The sequence below is a fragment of the Mailhella massiliensis genome (assembly GCF_900155525.1).
Taxonomy (GTDB): Bacteria; Desulfobacterota; Desulfovibrionia; order Desulfovibrionales; family Desulfovibrionaceae; genus Mailhella; species Mailhella massiliensis.
Genome location: NZ_LT706951.1, coordinates 360,589 through 379,692 on the forward strand (window position 1 = coordinate 360,589; position 19,104 = coordinate 379,692).

15 protein-coding genes and 2 tRNA genes are annotated in these 19,104 nt (G+C 60.9%); 9 read left to right on the plus strand and 8 right to left on the minus strand.

The genetic code is table 11. The features are described from left to right. The 7 genes from sctY to CZ345_RS07285 all read left to right on the plus strand — a co-directional run bounded on the left by sctY (position 1) and on the right by CZ345_RS07285 (position 7,988). Complete coding sequence (gene sctY, locus CZ345_RS07255) at positions 1–360, plus strand: type III secretion apparatus assembly chaperone SctY (RefSeq protein ID WP_077072500.1); 360 nt, start codon at positions 1–3, stop codon at positions 358–360. Then, positions 357–2,447 carry a type III secretion system export apparatus subunit SctV gene (gene sctV, locus CZ345_RS07260; protein WP_077072501.1) on the plus strand — a complete coding sequence of 697 codons (2,091 nt, stop codon included), beginning with the start codon at positions 357–359 and terminating at the stop codon, positions 2,445–2,447. Before sctY ends, sctV begins: the two co-directional genes overlap by 4 nt. A gap of 8 nt (positions 2,448–2,455) precedes the next feature. Beyond that, a complete protein-coding gene (gene sctS, locus CZ345_RS07265) occupies positions 2,456–2,716 on the plus strand; it encodes a type III secretion system export apparatus subunit SctS (RefSeq protein ID WP_077072502.1) in 261 nt (86 codons plus the stop codon). 69 nt (positions 2,717–2,785) lie between these two features. Further along, positions 2,786–3,604: a type III secretion system export apparatus subunit SctT gene (sctT, locus tag CZ345_RS07270; RefSeq protein WP_077072503.1), complete on the plus strand. Its 819-nt coding sequence runs from the start codon at positions 2,786–2,788 to the stop codon at positions 3,602–3,604. Next, a complete protein-coding gene (sctU, locus tag CZ345_RS07275) occupies positions 3,601–4,644 on the plus strand; it encodes a type III secretion system export apparatus subunit SctU (protein ID WP_077072504.1) in 1,044 nt (347 codons plus the stop codon). Before sctT ends, sctU begins: the two co-directional genes overlap by 4 nt. A 114-nt stretch (positions 4,645–4,758) precedes the next feature. Further along, positions 4,759–6,036: a sigma-54 interaction domain-containing protein gene (locus CZ345_RS07280; protein WP_077072505.1), complete on the plus strand. Its 1,278-nt coding sequence runs from the start codon at positions 4,759–4,761 to the stop codon at positions 6,034–6,036. Further along, entirely contained in the window at positions 6,033–7,988 is a 1,956-nt protein-coding gene (locus CZ345_RS07285; RefSeq protein WP_077072506.1) for a PP2C family protein-serine/threonine phosphatase, read from the plus strand. The genes CZ345_RS07280 and CZ345_RS07285 overlap by 4 nt, the downstream gene beginning before the upstream one ends. Positions 7,989–8,111: 123 nt before the next feature. Here CZ345_RS07285 and CZ345_RS07290 read toward each other — a convergent pair whose 3' ends face one another. The 8 genes from CZ345_RS07290 to CZ345_RS07330 form a co-directional block, all read right to left on the minus strand. Continuing rightward, entirely contained in the window at positions 8,112–8,777 is a 666-nt protein-coding gene (locus CZ345_RS07290) for a GNAT family N-acetyltransferase (protein WP_077072507.1), read from the minus strand. Continuing rightward, positions 8,774–9,757, minus strand: a complete 984-nt coding sequence (locus CZ345_RS07295; RefSeq protein ID WP_077072508.1) for an alanine racemase — start codon at positions 9,755–9,757, stop codon at positions 8,774–8,776. Before CZ345_RS07295 ends, CZ345_RS07290 begins: the two co-directional genes overlap by 4 nt. Next, positions 9,757–12,093 (minus strand): MFS transporter, encoded by a 2,337-nt coding sequence (locus tag CZ345_RS07300; protein ID WP_077072509.1) that lies wholly within the window; start codon positions 12,091–12,093, stop codon positions 9,757–9,759. Before CZ345_RS07300 ends, CZ345_RS07295 begins: the two co-directional genes overlap by 1 nt. Beyond that, positions 12,086–13,222: an ABC transporter substrate-binding protein gene (locus CZ345_RS07305; RefSeq protein ID WP_077072510.1), complete on the minus strand. Its 1,137-nt coding sequence runs from the start codon at positions 13,220–13,222 to the stop codon at positions 12,086–12,088. Before CZ345_RS07305 ends, CZ345_RS07300 begins: the two co-directional genes overlap by 8 nt. A gap of 179 nt (positions 13,223–13,401) precedes the next feature. Then, the gene (locus CZ345_RS07310; RefSeq protein WP_162274947.1) at positions 13,402–14,628 is read right to left on the minus strand and encodes a PqqD family peptide modification chaperone; all 1,227 of its coding nucleotides are present in this window, start codon (positions 14,626–14,628) and stop codon (positions 13,402–13,404) included. Between the two features lie 1,434 nt (positions 14,629–16,062). Next, positions 16,063–16,139 (minus strand) — tRNA-Pro (locus CZ345_RS07320). A 22-nt stretch (positions 16,140–16,161) separates the two neighbouring features. Beyond that, positions 16,162–16,237, minus strand: a tRNA-Thr gene (locus CZ345_RS07325). An 88-nt stretch (positions 16,238–16,325) separates the two neighbouring features. After that, entirely contained in the window at positions 16,326–17,000 is a 675-nt protein-coding gene (locus tag CZ345_RS07330) for a histidinol phosphate phosphatase domain-containing protein (RefSeq protein WP_077072513.1), read from the minus strand. A gap of 141 nt (positions 17,001–17,141) precedes the next feature. Here CZ345_RS07330 and rsfS point away from each other — a divergent pair, with 141 nt between their 5' ends. Then, on the plus strand, positions 17,142–17,534 hold the full coding sequence (gene rsfS, locus CZ345_RS07335) for a ribosome silencing factor (RefSeq protein ID WP_077072514.1): 393 nt from the start codon (positions 17,142–17,144) through the stop codon (positions 17,532–17,534). After that, positions 17,534–19,054, plus strand: coding sequence for a 2,3-bisphosphoglycerate-independent phosphoglycerate mutase (gene gpmI, locus CZ345_RS07340; RefSeq protein WP_077072515.1), 1,521 nt, complete (start codon positions 17,534–17,536; stop codon positions 19,052–19,054). The genes rsfS and gpmI overlap by 1 nt, the downstream gene beginning before the upstream one ends. The last annotated feature ends 50 nt before the right edge of the window (positions 19,055–19,104 follow it).

The following is a 19,104-nucleotide window of genomic DNA, read 5'->3' on the forward strand; positions in this document are numbered from 1 at the left end:
ATGGGGAGGCTGAAGGATGACCAGCGGCGTACCCTGCATGTGCTTGCCTACATGATGCTGCGCATGGGGCAGCAGGAGCGTGCGGGCAGAATCTATGCCGCGCTGGCGGCGCTCGCGCCCGGGCACGAGCCGGACAGACTGGCCCTTGAAGGCCTTGCCGCGCTGGCCATAGCCGAAGGCAGGGGGGCAAAGGCGCTGGAATACCTGCGTGGAGCCATGGGCGGGCGCGTGCTTTCCTCCCGCCAGGCCGTGCTGCACCTTATGAAGGCGCAGGCGCTCTGGCTGGAAGGCCGCAGGGAGGAAGCCCGCGCATCTCTTGACGAGTATCTGTTCCTTGCCGGAGGAGGGAGGAAGGCATGAGCTTGATGGAAAAGGCGTCGCGCGGCGTCGGCCTCATGACGCGCCACAACGACATCACCATGGTCATGCTGCTCGTGGTGGTGGTGGCGCTTATGATCGTGCCCCTGCCCACGCCCCTTGTGGATACGCTCATCGGCGTAAACATGACGTTGTCGTTTCTCATGCTCATGATGTCCATGTATGTGAAGACGGCGCTGGATTTTTCCTCCTTCCCCACCATGCTGCTTTTTACCACGCTGTTTCGCGTGGGGCTGAACATCACCACCACGCGCCTTATTCTGCTTCAGGCGGATGCGGGCGAGATCATCTTCACCTTCGGCGAGTTCGCCCTCGGCGGCAACTTCGTGGTGGGCGCGGTGGTGTTCATCATTCTCACCATCGTGCAGTTTCTCGTCATCGCCAAGGGCGCGGAGCGCGTGGCCGAAGTTGGCGCACGCTTCACGCTGGACGCCATGCCCGGCAAGCAGATGTCCATCGATGCGGATATGCGTGCAGGCGTCATCGACATGGCGGAAGCTCAGGACAGGCGCAACCGCGTGCAGCTGGAAAGCCAGATGTACGGGGCCATGGACGGCGCCATGAAGTTCGTGAAGGGCGACAGCATCGCGGGCATGATCATCGCCGTCATCAACATCGTGGGCGGCACCGTCATCGGCATCACCCAGCACGGCATGACCGCGGGCGAAGCCATGCATACCTACGGCATCCTCACCATCGGCGACGGGCTGGTCTCACAGATTCCGTCGCTTCTGGTGTCCATTTCCGCAGGCATTCTCATCACCCGTTCCGGCGACAGCGGCGACAACGTGGGCGCTCAGGTGGGGCAGCAGTTCTTCGCCCAGCCCAAGGCCCTGCAGATGGCGGGTGCGCTCATCTTTCTTTTCGCGCTCATTCCCGGTTTCCCCAAGCCGCAGCTTTTCACGCTGGCTCTTGCCGTGGGCGGCTTCGGCTATGTGCTTGCGCGCATCGCCTCCGCGCCGGAAAAGAAGGACGGCAAGACGGAACTCGCCCGTTCCCTTGCTCCGGCGGCGGAAAAGAAGCCCCGGCGTTCCTCCGGCCCGCAGGACGACTTTTCCCCCACCGTTCCCATCATTCTGGACATTGCGCCCGACATCGGCGAATCCATGGACTATGACTCGCTGAACGACGAGCTTTCCCGTCTGCGGCGCGCGCTGTACTTCGATCTCGGCGTGCCGTTCCCCGGCATCAACATCCGTCCCAATCCCTCCCTTCCCTCTCTGGGCTATATGCTCAACCTCAATGAAATACCCATGGCGCACGGCAGGCTGGTGAAGGGCATGGTCATCGTGCGGGAAAAGAAGGTCAATCTGGATCTGCTCGGCGTCTCCTGCTACGAAGGGGAACCCTTCCTGCCGGATGTGGAACCGCTGTGGGTGGCCGATGAGGACAGGGAGCGTCTTGAGCAGGCGGGCATCACCTGTATGCCCCATGCCCGCATTCTGGCCTATCATCTTTCGCTTCTGCTTTCCCGCCATGCGTCGAGCTTCCTCGGTATGCAGGAGAGCAAGTATCTGCTCGACCGCATGGAAGAGCGCGCGCCCGATCTCGTCCGGGAGGTGACGCGTCTGCTTCCCGTGCAGCGTATTGCGGAAATCTTCCAGCGCCTGGTGCAGGAACAGGTTTCCATACGCGACCTGCGGAGTATCCTTGAAGCGCTCATTGAATGGAGTCCCAAGGAAAAGGATGTGGTCATGCTCACGGAGTATGTGCGCAGCGCGCTGAAGCGGCAGATAAGCTACATGTATTCGCGCGGGCAGAACATGCTTCCGGCCATACTCATGGACCCTTCGCTTGAGGAAACCATACGCAAGGCCGTGCGGCAGACTTCGGCAGGGGCCTTCCTTTCGCTGGACCCCGATACCTCGCAGCGCATCATCAGGGCCGTGGGCGAGGCGGTGGGCAAGAACAGGGGCAGCACGCAGAAGCCCGTGCTCATGGCCTCCATGGACATACGGCGCTATGTGCGCCGGCTCATCGAAAGCAAGTATTACGAACTGCCCGTCATGGCCTATCAGGAAGTGACGCCGGAAATCTCGGTGCAGCCCGTGAGCCGCATCAGGATATAGGAGAAGGCATGAACAGCATCGCCATGGACTACGCAAGCCAGGCCTTGTATCTGGTGCTTGTCATCTCTCTGCCGCCCATCGTCATCGCCTCGGTCATAGGCATAGTGCTCAGCCTCGTGCAGGCGGTGACGCAGCTTCAGGAACAGACGCTGACCTTCGGCGTGAAGCTCATCGCCGTGGTGCTTTCCCTGTTTCTTCTGGGCGGCTGGATGTCCGGCGAGCTTCTGCGCTATGCCGACGAGATATTTACGAGGTTCTACCTTCTTTAGCGGTATGGCGGGCGCAGAACCGCGCCCGGAAAGCGCGCACGGACAAACATTTCGGGAGGACGTTGAGGATTGGATACCGGCCTGTTCTGGGGATTTTCACCGCAGCAGCATCTTCTGGCCTTCCTTCTGGGAACGCCGCGTCTGTTCATGCTCATGCAGACGGCGCCTTTCATGGGGGCCACGCTGGTGACGGGGCAGCTTCGCTTCACCATAGTGCTGGCCTGCTATATGGTGCTGCACCCCATGCTGCTGGGGCAGCTTCCCGTTGTGGAGGGGCTTTCCCTGGCTTCCGGTCTGCATCTGGGCGCGCTCATCGTCAAGGAAGTGTTCCTCGGCATGTTCATGGGGTTTCTTGCGGGCATGATGTTCTGGACCATACAGTGTGCGGGCTTTTTCATCGACAACCAGCGTGGCGCGGGCCAGGCTACGGAAACCGATCCTCTGGCAGGGGAACAGACTTCGCCCACGGGGTCCTTCTTTTTTCAGAGCGCGGTGTATGTCTTTTTCTCCACGGGGGCCTTTCTCACCTTTCTCGGCATCGTCTATGCAAGCTATGAGTGCTGGCCGGTGTTTTCCGTCCTGCCGTCCTCTCTGTGGGAAAATCCCTCGCTTCCCCTGTTCTTTGCCCGGAAGGTAAGCGATCTTGCGCTCGACATGGTGCTTCTTTCCGGGCCCGTGGTGGTGGCCTGCCTGCTGACCGATATTTCCCTCGGCCTCATCAACCGCTTCGCCTCCCAGCTCAACGTGTACGTTCTGGCCATGCCCATCAAGAGCGGCCTTGCCTCGCTCCTGCTCATCTTCTACTTCAGTATGCTCATGACCGGGGCGGTGAGCATGTTCGATTCCTTCGGTTCCGACTTGCAGTATCTGCGGGTGCTTCTGCCATGAGCGACGAAAAAACAGAACAGCCTACACCGAAACGCCTGCGGGAAGCCCGGGAAAAGGGCGATGTGTGCAAGAGCCAGGACATATCTCCTGCGCTTACCACGCTTGCCGTAGGCGTGTACCTGGCGGCCAATGCCCGCAATATCTTCGATACGCTTCAGGGCATGGTGCTCGCCCCCATGCATTTCATGTCCTTGCCTTTTGAAGAGGCCATGGCCAGGGTCGCCCCGCTCATCATCGACGCTTCCGTTCAACTGGTGGCCCCGGTGGTGGGCATTGTCATGGCGGTGGCTCTTGTGGGCACTCTTGCGCAGACGGGCGTGCTTTTCGCCTTCAAGGCGGCCATGCCCAAGCTGGAGAATCTGGACCCGAAAAAGTGGTTTCAGAAGGTTTTCTCCATGAAAAACCTCTTTGAACTGGTCAAGAATCTCATTAAAGTGGCGGTGCTCGGCAGCGTGGTGTACGTCGTGCTCAGCGACTACCTGCCTCTGCTTTTCCGTATGCCGGAAAGCGGACTGGGAGCCATGTGGACGGTCACGGGGTCGGCGGTGAACGATCTGGTGCTCATGGCCGCCGGGTCCTTCTGCGTCATTGCGGCGCTGGACTATCTGTATCAGCGCTACAAGTACAATCAGAACCACATGATGAGCAAGGATGAAGTGAAGAGAGAATACAAGGAAAGCGAGGGCGACCCGCATATCAAAAGCAAGCGCAAGCAGCTGCATAAGGAAATGCTCGCCCAGAATTCCCTTGACAACGTAAGAAAAGCGAAGGTGCTTGTGACCAACCCCACCCATTACGCCGTGGCTCTGGATTATGAAAAGGACAGAACGCCTCTTCCCGTCGTGCTGGCCAAGGGGGAAGGGTATCTCGCGCAACGCATGATGGAGGTGGCGAAGCAGGAAGGCATTCCCATCATGCGCAACGTGCCCCTGGCACGCGCCCTGTACCGCGACGGCACGGAGAACGCCTATATTCCGCAGGATCTCATAGGCCCCGTGGCGGAGGTGCTGCGCTGGGTGCAGAGTCTGGAACGCGCCTAGCTCTTTTCATGGGAAAGAGCGTTTCCGTTCCTGCGGATGCGCGGGAACGGCAGTTTGAAAAAGCGCGCTCGTCTGCCCGCGGCGGGCGAAGGGAAAGACAGGAGAAGGTGAACGATGGTGGAAAACAAGGGGACGGACCGGCTGCTGCCGCTGCTGACCGATCTTTGCGGGGAACTGGCCCTGGGCAAACATGCCGATACGGACCGTCTTTTCGATCTCACGCGCGACGGCTCCGGGCCGGATGAGCTGGTGCGCCTTGCCGAGGCCTTCGGCATGATGCTGGTGCGCGTGGAGGCCCGCGAGTTTCAGAACAGTCAGCTCATACAGCAGCTCCGCGCCAAGAACGCGGAGCTTGAAGCCCTGCACAGGGTGCTTCTGGAAAGAAACGACGAACTTCAGAAAAGCGTGGAGGCTCTGTATTCGCCCGGCAACGGCATCATAGGGCAGAGCGAGCCCATGCGCCGCGTGTTCGACATGGCCCGTTCCATAGCAAGGCGCCCCATCAACACGCTTATTCTCGGCCCGACCGGTACGGGCAAGGAAGTGCTGGCAAGGTTTCTGCATCATCAGTCTCCGCGCAGCCGGGGGCCGTTCATTGCGGTGAACTGCACGGCCATTCCCGACACGCTGTTTGAAAGCGCCATGTTCGGCATAGAAAAGGGCGTGGCCACAGGAGTGACGGCCCGAAAGGGGCTGGTGGAGGAGGCGAGCGGAGGCACGCTTTTTCTGGATGAACTTGCGGAAATGAGCCTGCCCAATCAGGCCAAGCTGCTGCGGGTGCTGGAACAGGAGGAAGTGCTGCGCGTGGGCAGCGCCACGCCCGTGCATGTGGACATCAATCTTGTCTGCGCCACCAACGTCAATCTGGAAGAGGCGGTGAAGGAAGGACGCTTCCGCGAAGACCTTTTCTACCGCGTCAATGTGGTGGAGCTGCGCCTTCCGCCGCTTTGTGAGCGGGGGGACGACATTCTTCTTCTCGCCCAGTCCTTTCTGGAACGCTACTGCGCCGAAATGGGCAGGGAACGGCTCATGCTTTCCCCGGCGGTACAGGGGCTTTTCCTGCGTTACCCGTGGCCGGGCAACGTGCGGGAACTCAACAATGAGATGAAGCGCGCGGCGGCTCTCACCCCCAGCGGAGTGGTGGAGCTTTCCCATCTTTCCCGGCGTATTCTGGAATCCGATACGGGGAAGGAGTATCTCTGCCGGAAGGAACAGGAAGGGGTGCCGGAAGCGCTTGAGCTTCCCCTCAATCTTCAGAAGGCGGAAGAACTCATCATACGCCGGGCTCTGGAGCTTTCCGGCGGGCGCAAGGTCAAGGCGGCGGAGCTTCTGGGCATCACCCGCGAGGGACTTCGCAAGAAGCTCCAGCGCATGGAGGGGGAAACGGCATGAACTTTTCTCTGCGCAGCAAGCTTTTTCTGCTCGTGGGGTTCGCCATCAGCTTTGCGGCGGTTCCCATCATTCTTTTCAGCCGCGCCAGCCTTCTGGAAAGCGGTATGCAGAGAGAGAGGGAATCGTTCGTCAATACGGTCATGCTGGTGGAGGACAGCCTGAGCGTCCGTTACCTGCATCTGCTCACCTCCGAGGTGGAGGCGGTGCTGGAATCCAAGCGCAATCTCCGTCAGTATGCCGCCATGATACGCGACATGCTGCTTTCCGAGAGTGAGGATGAGGTGATGCAGAGCCTTGCCCAGTGGCGGAAGGTGCTTATGCCGGGCGGCGTGTACCTTGCCTTCTACGACAGAAGCGGCAACGAGGTGCTCGCGGGAGACATTGCGAAAATGATCATGGAGGACGGGCGGCAGGACTTCAAGGGGCAGTCCATACACTCCATGCTGGAGCACCGCGAATCCTTTTCCGAAGGGCAGTTCGCTCTGGTCCGTCTGCCCGGGCCGGGCACGCAGGAAGTGCCCGTGCTTGTCTGCTTCATGCCGGTGAAGAATCTGGGCACGCTTCTTCTCTCCGATCCCGTGGCCGATACGGAACAGAGCCGCAGGCTTCTGGAACGGCGCATGGTGCTCGGCATACAGGAACGGCTCGACAGCCTGGAGCTGAGCCGCGGCGCCTCCATATCCATCGTTTCCGCCGACGGGCGCGTCCTTGCCGGCAAGGGTATGCCCATGGAGGTTTCCTCCATTTCCCCCGACGTGCTGAAACGGGTACGCAAGGGGGAAGTGCTGGAAGGCAGTACGGAAGGGGCGGAAGAACCCGTCATGTACAGACTGGCGTATTTCAAGGCCATGGACTGGTATGTGGGAGCGTCCATTCCCCTGAACGCCATCGCCGGGCCGGCGGAAGCTCTGGCGCGGCACCTGTTCGGAGTGGCGGCGGCGCTGCTTGTGCTGAGTCTGCTCATCATGCTGGTGCTTACCATGCGTATCATCGCGCCTCTGCGCCTGCTCACGCGCCGCGCGGGAGAAATAGCCCGCGAGGATTTCAGTTCCGAAAGGGGCGTGGGCTTTTCGGCAAACATCGTCGAGGGGCTTCCCGTGGAAAGAACGGACGAGGTGGGGCAGCTTGCCGGGGCCTTCGCCCACATGGTGAAGGCGCTGGATGAGAATATCCGCCGTCTGGTGGACACGCTGGCCGTGCGCCAGAGGATGCAGGGCGAGCTGAACGCCGCGCGCGACATACAGATGGGCATACTTCCGCCGCCGAACGGCGCGCCCAGAAGTCTGGGCTATTCCGCAGCGGCTTTTCTGGAACCGGCCAAGGAAGTGGGCGGCGATCTGTACGACTTCTTCACCGTGCCCGACGGGCGTCAGGCCGTGGTCATCGGCGATGTGTCCGACAAGGGCGTGTCCGCCGCGCTTTTCATGTCCATGACGGTGACGCTGGTCCGCTATGCTCTGGCCGAAGGACTTTCCTGTTCGGAAGCCATGCTGCGCATCAATGAGCGCCTTGCCGAAAACAATCCTTCCTGCATGTTCGTCACGCTGTTCATCGGGCTTTTCGATCCGGCGACCGGCAGGCTGGATTACGCGAGCGGCGCGCACTGTCCGCCCTTTGTGGTCAATCCCGATCCTTCCGTGCCGGTAAGGATGCTTACCGATACCAGCGGCCCTCTGGTGGGCGCCATGCAGGGGCTGGACTACGAGGCCTGTCATGCCGTGCTTGCGCCCGGGGAATACTGCCTGCTTTATACCGACGGCGTTTCCGAGGCCATGAATGAGAAGCTGGAGCTTTTCGGAGAGGAGCGCATTGCCGCCGCTCTGGAGCATCTGCGCGATGCCTCGCCCGACAAGGTGCTGCATGGCGTGCTGGAAGCGGTGAAGGCGCACCGGGGCACGGCCGGTCAGTCGGACGACATCACCATGCTCTGTTTCCGGCGGTCGGTGCAGTAACTCCCGGCTTTCTCAGCATGAGGCCCGGCTTCCCTTCACGGGGCCGGGCCCTGTCGTATCCGCTCTTTGTGCGGCGGAAGGCGCGGCGGATGAGAAGTCCGCGCGGCTTTCGGAAAGGCCTTCTCATGCTGGGGGAAGGGGGAAATACTCCACCATGAAGGAGGACTCTCCGGGCGTGCGCCTGAGTCCTGCGCCCGCGAGTCCCGCATCGAGCGCGGCAAGGTGCCCGTCGATGTCCATGGACTCCACAAGCCGGGGAGGGACGCTCCGGTCGGCTTTCCCCCCGCTCATGAGGATGAGGCGCGCCTTTCCTCCGTATTTGAAGGCAAAGGCGCGGATGAAAAGTCCGAGGTTCAGGTGCAGCTTCAGACTTGCGGCATTGCCCGGCCATGCCGTAGCCATGGAAATGGTACGGCCGCTCTGGTCGGTAAGGCGCATGTTTTCCCTCACCAGACGTTCCGCGAGCCTGTTTCCCTGCATGTCGGGCCGCACGAAGACGGATTCCAGGTGCCGGACCTGCTCCAGGCGTTCTTCCGGCAGCAGGCCGCGGCCCAGATTGTCCGGGTCGCTTCTCCCTGGAAAACGTATGACGCTCACCCCGGCGATGCGTTCTTGCCCGTCGAAGGCAAGCAGGATATGCCCTTCGCCGCGCAGGATGGGTTCATAGAATTCTTTTTCGTCCACGGCGAAAATGTCGCGGGAGGGCAGGGAGGCTTCCACGGAGTGTTCCAGACGCACCAGCTCTTCCAGATCCTGTTCCCGGGCGGAGCGGAGAAGGATGTCGTTCATGCGTCCTCCACGATCAGAGGCAGAGCCCGGGAGGTAAGCGCGCGGGAAAGGGAATGATAGTCCAGTCCGAAGGAAAGGGCCGCGCCTTCGCGCAGGTTTTCCGGGCAGTTCGTCACATCAAAGGAAGCGTAGGCCGACGAAGCTCCGCAGAAGATCATGCCCGGCAGGGGAGCAAGCAGACATTCCGGCGCGGTATGGAAGCTCCCCACATCCAGAAGCGCCATATGACGGCCGTTTTTCACGCGGCACTCCATGACATGGGCCTCCAGACGGAAAGTATCCTGCCGCGCGCCCGGAAGAGGCCGTCGGGTAAGGGGATGAATGCCGAGCATCACGCCGGTGCCGCAGCGTATTTCACCGATGGAGGGAGGAAGAGGCGTGCTTTCCGCCAGTTCCAGCACATCGGTGCCCCCGGCGGAGATGTCGGCTCCTTCCATGCAGAACCCGCGCACCTTCTCAAGCTGCTCCCCGGCGAAGCGCAGAAGTTCCGGCGTAGGCGCATGGGGGGACAGACAGGCGAAGTTGACGGAAAGACCGCGCAGAGAAAATCCGAGGCGTCGTATTTTCCTGCAGAGTCCGGGGAGTTCTTCCGGCAGGACGCCGTCGCGTCCGTCCCCCGCTTCCAGAGAAATGCGTACTTCGGGGAGGAGGCCTCTGCAGGCGTTGCGCAGCGTCGTCGCGGCATACGGGGAATTGACGTATACGCAGCGGCAGAGCGCGGTTTTTTCCGCAAGCTGGGGAGAAGGCGCGTACACATGGTGCAGGCTCACCCCTTCGATACGGGGGAAGTCCTCATAGGGCCAGGCCACGAGTCCGAGCCTGCTCACGGGAGAGTCCGCAAGAAGGGAAGCGACAAGATCCGCATGGAGCGGCGCTTCCTTGAAGACGAACATGCACGCCGTACCTGCGCGGCGGCACAGCTTCTGAGCTGCGGCGAGGTTGTGCTTCAGGGCGTTTCTGCGAAGAAAAAGAAGAGGCATCAGGATTCCTTGGATGAAGAGCGTGAGATACTCAGCACGGCGAAAAGAAGGGCGGAGAGGCCGGTAAACACGGCCAGCACGGTAATGCCCGTGCGTGCGTTCCATACCGACATCATGATGCCGAGGCTCAGCGGCCCGAGGACCTGCCCGATGCGCATGGCCACATTGTAAAAGCCCATGGTATGGGACCGGCCGAAACTCTGCGCCGCAGGCAGGGAAAGGGCGTACGCGCCCTGTCCGTTGGAGGCTATGGCCGTATTCACGGCCAGAAGGGCCACGCTGAGCATGGCTGCGGAAAGTCCGTCCAGCACCAGAAGGGCCATGAGACTGAGCACTACGACAAGCATGGAAAGGAAAAGCGGAGGCACCATGCTTTTCGCCCTGTCGAGCAGCGAACCGAAGAACGGGCCGGCGAACATGACGATGACGCAGTACAGCAGAAAAACGCGTCCTATGGTGGCGGGGGAGGTTCCGGCCTGACTCAGGGAAAGGGGCATGAAGAACTGGAACAGGCACACCGTGATGAGCGCATTGGGAATGATGAAGAAGAGAAGCAGGGCTCCCATGCGTCTGTCGGAAAGAAAGGCGAAGGCTTCCTGCAGGCTGAGTTTCGAGGCGGAACTTTCTCCGCTCTGCCATGTTTCTTTGGGCAGCAGGCGTGAAAGGGCGGCGAGGGTGATCACGAGCATGACGGCGGAAGCCGGGAACACGGCCTGGTAGCCGAGCCGGTCGGCAATGAGGCCGCCCATGGAGCTGCCGCACAGCGTACCGGCGTAAAGCCCCGCAAACATGAAGGCAAGGTTGTGCGCGCGGCTGCTTTCGGAAGAATGGGCGATGACGAAGACCTGCGCGGCCAGGTTGATGAAGCCGTATCCCAGGCCGGACATGCCTCTTGCCAGAATGAAGGGCAGGGCGGAGGGAGAAAGCCAGCTTGCAAAGGACCCCAGACATGCCAGCAGCACGCCGGAAAGGAGCATGGGCTTCCAGCCCGACTTCTGGCTCCAGAAACCGCCTGCAAACATGGCAAGCCCGGCCATGAAGAGTTCGCAGGAAACGGGCAGGCCGGAAACCACTTCGGGCGGCAGACCGAACAGGTCGAGCCCCAGCTCGCCTATGCGGATGGGCACATAGGACATGGACATTTCCGTGGCGAAAAGACAGGCGAAGATGATGGGGCGCATGAACCCGGGGGAAGAGGCCATGGCCGTCAGTCCGTTGCCGCTCATGATGAGCAGGAAGATCAGCTCGGAAAGAAAGAGCGCGGCAACCACCGTCATGGTCAGGTTGTCCAGCATGACGGAGAGGAGGTTGCTCCGTATGGTTGAGGGATTCATGAGCACCTGTACGCTTCCTGCCGGGGAGCCGTCCGCCGGGTGGCAGATATCGAGCCGTACGGGCCGGTGTTCCTCCGTCAGGCGTTTCCAGTCTTCCGGGTAGAGGTAGCCGTTGGCGTCGGCCGCGGCATGAAGGCGGCCGGTCACGTCGAAGACGGCCATGCCCAGGGTGGAAACATGCTGCTGCCTTTCCATCATCCACAGCTGCATACCGTGAATGCCGCTCACCGGCAGGCCCATGCCCGCAAGCCGTTCCAGATCCCAGGTCATCTGACGGGCGAGCTGCCTTCCGGTATGGGCGGTTTCCGCTTCATACAGACGGGAGAGGGGCGTATGGAGCAGAAGGAGGAAGAGTATCTGCCCCAGAATGAGCGGCATCATGAAGGAGAGGCGCAGCCTCAGACCGGAAGGTATCTTTCCGCTTCCGCCCGCGCCGCTCTGAAGGCGCATGAGCAGAACGAGCAGGAGGCATTCCGCCAGCGATACTCCGAGAAAAAGCCAGAGCTGGCTTTGGGCCGTATGGGCGATGACGCCGGAGATGCGCTCCTTGTTGAGAGCCAGAAGCACATGCCCGGCCACGACTCCCTGCCTGCCGGAAATGGGGCAGGTCGTCCAGAACTGTTCGTCCGTGGAGAATTTCCGTACGCTGCCGAATACGGTATCCGCGTCGGCGGGAGGAATGATGCGCGACCCGCCGTTTTTGTCCCACTGGAATATGACGTTGCCCGCTCCGTCGGTCACGGCAATGTTTTCCGCCTCCGTCCGTGTGCGGTAGAGAGAAAGGAACCGTTCCACCGTCTGCGGCCGGAGGCTTTTGCCCACACGCACCAGAAGGCCCAGATGGTCGGCAATGTCCCGGCAGACCAGTCCGTTTATCTGGAATACCGGTTCCTGATACTGCTTGTACAGGGCCGAAAGCATGAGCGCGCCGTAGAGAAGCTGGGCGCAGAGCAGGGCAAGAATTCCCCCTGTGAGAAGTCTGCGGAGGCGCGGATCAGTCATGGTCCGCCGCCGGAATCTGCTGATAGATTTCATCCACGGCGGCGAGGATTTCCAGAGGCGGATTCCAGCCTATGCGCATGGCTGTCTTCAGATTGATGGCCAGCCCCAGTTCGGGTTCGAAGATCTGGCTTACCTCGCGGGGCTTTTTTCCTGCGATGACGGCGGCCATGGCCTCGGCTTCAAACATGCCTATGTCGGCAAAGCTTGCCTGGGCAAGACTCATGAGCACGCCGTATTCCACAAGCTGCGGCCCAGCCTGGGCGAAGGAGGGAATGCCCGCGTCAATGACGGGCGCCATGAGTTCGGGAATTTTTTCCATGGGGGTGGAAGTATAGGTGAGGTAGATGGCGTCCGCTTCCCGGGAAAGCTCCGTGACGCAGCGCATGAGGTTCTTGAAGGCCTCTTTGGGGTCGGGCAGATCCAGCGGTGCGGAACGGAGCACCAGTTCGATGCCGAGATCCTTCGCCGTCTGCTCTATTTCGTCCATGGCTGCGGTATTGCGGCCTTCCGGCGTATCCTCAAAAGGCACGCCGAGCTTCTTGAAGTGGAATATTTCATGGAACATGGAGATCTGGCGGCGGAAGCGGCCGGGTTCCAGCTGGGCATGGACGTTGTCCTTGCCGGAATCTTCGGCCGATTTCACGATGCCCGCGTTCACGGCGTCGGTCACGCTCATGGAGAATACGGGAATGCCCAGGTCTTCGGAACACATGTCGAGTCCGCTCCAGGTTCCCATGGCAATGATCATGTCCACGTCTCTGCGTTCCCGCACGCGTTCGATGATGGCTTCCCGTATGTTTTTACGGGCAACGGCATCCCATTCTGCGGAATAATGTCCGTCACGCAGGAATGTTATGCGTCCCCGGGCATGATCGGCCAGCCACAGCCACATGGAACTGGTGGATTCCGTTCCCTCGGGAATGGAAACCTGACCGTTGTCGATGAGACCCAGTTTTTCCAGACCTCGCGCCGTCTGGGCAAGCGTCTGCTGATAATTGGAGAAAGGCCCGCCTTCCACATACAGGACGCGCCATACCTTTTCTCCTGCCCGGGCGTGGCCGCTCCCGGCAAGAAGCAGAAGACAAAGGAGAAGGAGCAGAGAACGGAAGGGACGGAAATGTTCAGGCATGGCAGACCTCGCAGGAGTTGGGAAGAACATACGCAATATGCCTGCAAAATACAATGTTCGGCCGTGGTGAAATGCCGGAAAACACTGTGGAGGAAGGGGCCCGGAGCTTTTTGACTCATATCCGGGAAGGGGCGGATCTGCGGAAAAGTGTTCCTTTCCGCGCGGAGCGGCGCTGCCCGTCAGTTTCTGTTTTTTTCTGCCCGGGGAGGCGTTTCGGGAGTACATCGCAGGATAAGGCCTTCGTGCCGGAGACGGGCGAAGATTTCCGCAACGTCGTGTGCTATCCGGCCCTTGTCCGTTCCCGGAAACGCTTCCTGAAGGAGCTGCGCGGCTTCCGCTTCACTTAAAGGTTGTTCCAGCATGTGCCAGAGTGTTTCTCCCAGCCGGTTCAGTCCGTACATGCGGTCGGAGGCTCCGTCCATCAGAAAGATGTTGCCGTGTTCCACCCTGATCCGCGTACCGGGGGCCTGCCTGTGGCATGTCCGGGAAAGCCGGGGAGTTTCCCGGGCGTACATGGCCGGGGACGATTCGTGCGGGCGGGGATGGTGGGGAGCTTCGGGCGCGACGGCATCCGTGGACGGCCGGTTCAGCAGAACGTCGGCCGCTTCGTCGAGACCGGAATAGCGGAACACGAACGCGGGAACGTTCCGTATCAGGTGTGCCGCCTGGCCGAGTACGATGTCGGCGGAGCCTCTGCGCATGACATAGTGAGGCAGAAGCTGCATGAGGCCGGAGTCGTGTGTTACGGGAAGAAGACGGGCGCGCTCCCCGCTGCGGCGCTGCAGTATGATGATGCGGTCGGGGGGCAGGGCCTGTCCGAAGGGGGCGGAAAAGGCGCAGTCCGCCCGCAGGTACTGATAGCGGTCGTCCCTTATGCCTCTGTTTTTCTGCACGAATGCCGCAAGTCCCGGGGAAGAGGGCAGCGGCAGACGCAGACGGGGCGGAATGCCGAAGGACCACAGCGTTCCTCCGGGAGCGACGCCGATGAGGTCGTCCCCCAGGCATACCCGGCCTTCAGCCATGAGCCGGGCGACAAGTGTGCTTTTCCCGGCATGGTTGTCGCCCAGCAGAAGCAACGTGCCGTTGCCGGAGCGCACGGCGGCAGCGTGCAGACACGTCATCTGCGGATGCGATTCGCAGAAGGCGGCGACAAGCTCTATGGCCAGACTGCACAGCGCGCTTGCCATGGAAGGTTCATGACAGGGGCCGGGCATCCACGGCGCGCGTATATCGTATCCTCCGGGTTCCCGGCCGAAGGCACGCACATGGATGACGGCATCGCCCTCCGGGAGTCTTGCTTCCTCATGGGGCCAGGCGTGAAAAAAACGCCGTGCCTGCCCGAGCAGCATGGGACAATGCAGAAAGCGTACGGGGCGTTCCACACCGGTAAAGAGAATATCCGTCATGAGCATTCCGTTCTGCTCCGCACGCCCCCGGAGACGGCACGGACTTTTGGGAAAAGGCATGTTGTTGCCGGCAAGGCCGGTCGCTGTTGCCGAAGGCGGCAGGGGAAACGTTTCCGTATTGCGGGCACAAAAAGCCCGGGGCGCCGCCATGAAAGAGCCTTTTCTCCTGCGGCAGGGGCTGCTGCGCCGCTCCGCCGTCTTTTCAGACAAGGCCGCGGCAGGTTTTCATGAGGCCGTGCCGGGAAGGCGCGTGCGGAAAAAGGCAGACCCGGAAACATACCGGGCATGGCCATGCCCGGGCGGACACGCCCGGGCTGGCAGGGCATCTGGTATTACAGCGGATGGCGCGGAGGCGGAGGAACGAGTGCTCTGTCGGGGCGGGAGGGTCTGCTCATCCGCGAGGGACGGCTCGGCCGCGACCTGTTGGGCCGGGACGGCCGGGAACGGCTGGGGCGGGAACGCCTGCTGGGAGGCGAAGGCCGCCGGGACGGGCGACTCCTGCGGGACGGCCGGGAAGGTCTGCTTCTGTGCGGAGGTCTGTCGGCGGCGCAGGCTTCATTAATGGAAAAGAGCACGGGAGAAGTGTACACGACGCCTGCCGCGGCGAGGGCGGCCAGAACGCGCCGACGCTGCCTTCTGAATCTTTCATGGCGGGAAAGTGAGTTCGGACTTTTCATCGCTGTTTCCCATGGCTGAGGTTTTCTGCTTTTCCTTCAGAATATTCCGAAAAAGTTTCTCCGGTCAAGGCGTCTTCCCTTTCTTTCTCTTGCATTTTCCTGCAGAACTGCGTGCCGGTATTGCTTTGTCGGAGCCGTCATGATGAGGAGGGAACAGTTTTCGGCCGCGTATCATGCGGAAAGCGGGGAGGGAAGGTCTGCGTTCCGTTTTGCGGACATCGGAAAGGCAGAGGAAGGGAGGCGACCTGTCGCAGGCACGGTCGTGAAGGAGGGCGTACAGGGGATGGCGCTCCGGCAGGGGGGGTATCCATGCGTGAGCTTCAGCGCAAGGAACGCTGTTTTCCCGTTTTTAGGGAGAAAGGATACTTCTCCCGGAAGGACGCCGTGCCGGAGGAGCGTGACCGTGCGATGCATCCACCCGGGATGTCGTGCCGGAGCCGTGGAGGAAAGGAGTCATCCTCCGGGGAGAACATTACCGCCGGGAGAATATGCACACCGGAGAAAAACGGAGACGGAGAATCCTGTATCATGGTGCCCCATCAGACGGGCAGGGATTGTCCGGGCCTCCGGCCGTAAGGCGGAATGCCGATTTTTCTTCTGTGTTTTTCAGAGGAAGAGAGTCCTGAAGCATGTCCGTCCCGGCACAGGGGCGTACATGCGGGGAGGGTCGAAAGGAGGAGCGGGGCGTTTGCCCGGAGCAGGAGCGCATTAACAGAAAAAGGGAGTAACGATGATTCGTTACTCCCTTGGAAATTTCTGGTCGGGATGACTAGATTTGAACTAGCGACCCCTTGAACCCCATTCAAGTGCGCTCCCAGACTGCGCTACATCCCGACTCTGGAACCGAAGAAGGAAATGGAGCTCATGAACAGAATTGAACTGTTGACCTCATCCTTACCAAGGATGCGCTCTACCAACTGAGCTACATGAGCATTTCGTCTCTCGGCAGGGAGGAAACTACCTAAACGCACCCCATCCGTCAAGAGATAATGGTCACTTTTTTTAAATTTTTTTGTTTTTTTATGGCTTCATCAGCTTGCGGATGAGTGATTCTTCGCTCTTTCTCAATAATTCCGAAAGATTATATTGATTATCCCCGTGGGGGAAGACGTCGGAGCCCTTTATGATGAAAGGCCAGAATGCCCGCGGAGTGATTTCCTCGGCCTTTCGTGCCGCGCTTCCCCGCACCAGCGGGCAGTGGAAACGCAGCGCCATGGCCGCCGTATGCGCGTTGGTCAGTCCATGCTTCGGACAGGAGGTGAATTCCAGCGCCACCCCCTTTTCCGCGGCAAAGGCTGCGGCTTCGGCGTCGATGAGGCCGGGGTGGGCGAGAATGTCGGCATCGGCCTCTATGGCGGCGAGGTTGGTTCCTTCCTCCACCTGATCGGCAAGACTTTCCCCGTGTACGAGCACGAGTTCCGCTCCGGCCCGTCGAGCCTCCCTTACCGCAGAGGGGATGAGCGCCGGCGGAACGTGGCGAAGCTCCACCCCCGTGCGGGCCTCCACATTGGCGTAGAGGCTGCACGTCCGCACTTCGCGGGCCAGAGCGGCCAGACGGGAAAAGTCGCTTTCTCCCCCCGGCAGAATGAGGGCCGCGAAGCGCAGCCCGGCCAGAGAAGCATAACGCAGGGCGGAAGCGGCGCTCAGTCCGCCCGCCGACCCGTCAGGGGTGAGAATGATATGAAAATCCGTCATGTCGTATCCTCCCCGGGCATCATAGAAGGGAAGGGGGAAAAAGGAAAGCCGGGGGCCGGGCCGGCTCTTTGCTATTTGCGCTTGCTCCGGGAATGATGTATGCTTACGCCCCATTCATATCGATCATTACTGAGGGACACCATGACCAAAGAAAAAAAGTATTCCACGCTTCCCGCTTCTGAAAAGGCTCCCGTCATGCAGCACTGGCTGGCCGAACACAAGGCGCGCGATCTGGCCGTGTTTCAGCTGCCGGAAGGCAACCCGCTGGCCGATATCGTCATCATCGCTTCCGCTTCTTCCGCCCGCCATGCCCGCAGCCTGGCCGACGGACTTTCGGAAATGTGCAAGCAGGAAAAGTTCGAAATCCTCCGTACGGAAGGATATCAGGAAGGTCAGTGGGTCCTGGTGGACCTCAACGATGTCATCGTTCACATTTTTCAGGAGCCCGTCCGGGAGCTTTATCATCTTGAGGCTCTCTGGGCAGGCGCCGAAGCGCTGCCCGCCACAGCAGCGGAAGGAAAGGAGAATCTTTGATGTCTGTAAAACCGACCCTTTTTCTTATTCTCGACGGCTACGGCCTTGCGCCTGCCGGTCCGGGAAACGCCGCCAGTCTGGCGCATACCCCCACGCTTGACCGCCTCTTCTCCATGCCCGGCATGGGGAGGCTGGACGCTTCCGGCCGACAGGTCGGTCTGCCTTCCGGCTTTATCGGCAACTCCGAAGTGGGGCATCTCAATATCGGCGCGGGCCGCATCGTCTATCAGGACATGACCCGTATCGACATGGCCATTGAAAACGGGGATCTTTTCAGAAATCCCGTGCTGGTCGACCTGCTGGAAAAGACCCGCGCCCGCGGCGGCCGCATTCATTTCTGCGGCCTTCTGTCCGACGGCGGCGTGCACAGCCATATCAATCACCTGTTCGCGCTTCTGGAAATGGCTCAGCGCGAGGGCGTGCCCGCGCTTGTTCACGCCTTCCTCGACGGCCGCGACACGCCTCCTTCTTCCGGTATCGACTATGTCGCCCGCCTGGAACCCGAGCTGGAAAAAACGGGTGCGAAGCTTGCCGACATGGTGGGCCGCTTCTATGTCATGGACCGCGACAAGCACTGGGAAAGAGTGGAAGAAGCCTGGACCATGCTTGTGCACGGCAAGGGGGAACGCATCTCCAGCCCCACCGAAGCACTGCGCGCGGCCTATGCCGCAGGAGAAACCGACGAATTTCTGAAGCCCCGCATTCTGCTCGATCCTTCCGAATCCGTCATCCGCGACGGCGACGGCGTGTTCTGCTTCAACTTCCGTGCCGACCGCGGCCGCGAGCTGGTGCGCGCCCTGACCGACCCTGATTTCACCGGGTTCGACCGCGGCGTCATGCCCGATATGGCGGGCGTGGCTTCCATGACCTCCTATGAGTCCACGCTCACCGCGCCGGTGGCCTTCACCAAGGACAATCTGGACAAGACCATGGGCGAACTGGTGTCTTCCATGGGCATGAAGCAGCTGCGCATTGCGGAAACGGAAAAGTACGCGCATGTCACCTACTTCTTCAGCGGCGGCCGCGAGGCTCCGTTTGAGAACGAAGACCGCATTCTTGTGGAATCTCCCCGCGATGTCGCCACCTACGACCTCAAGCCTCAGATGAGCGCCGTGGAAGTGACCGACAAGCTTATCGAGGCCTGGAACAGCGGCAGGTACGATTTCGTGGTGTGCAACCTCGCCAACCCCGACATGGTGGGACATACCGGCGTGATCGAGGCTGCCGTCAAGGCCTGCGAAACCGTGGACGCCTGTGTGGCCCGCATTGAAAAGGCCGTCATGGACAAGGGCGGTATTCTGTGCATCACCGCCGACCACGGCAACGTGGAGAAGATGATCGATGAGGAAGGACGTCCGCAGACGGCCCATACCCTGAACCAGACGCCCTTCCTCATTGTGGAGGAGGGAAAGGCTCATCCCGTCGGCAACGGTAAGCTCGGCGACATCATGCCCACCCTCCTTACCCTGTGGGGCGTTCCCGTTCCCGCAGAAATGACCGGCAACAATCTGCTTGCCTGAGAATACGGGCCCCGCAGAGGCGCGGGGCCCTGCGCCTTTTTTCTGGAACC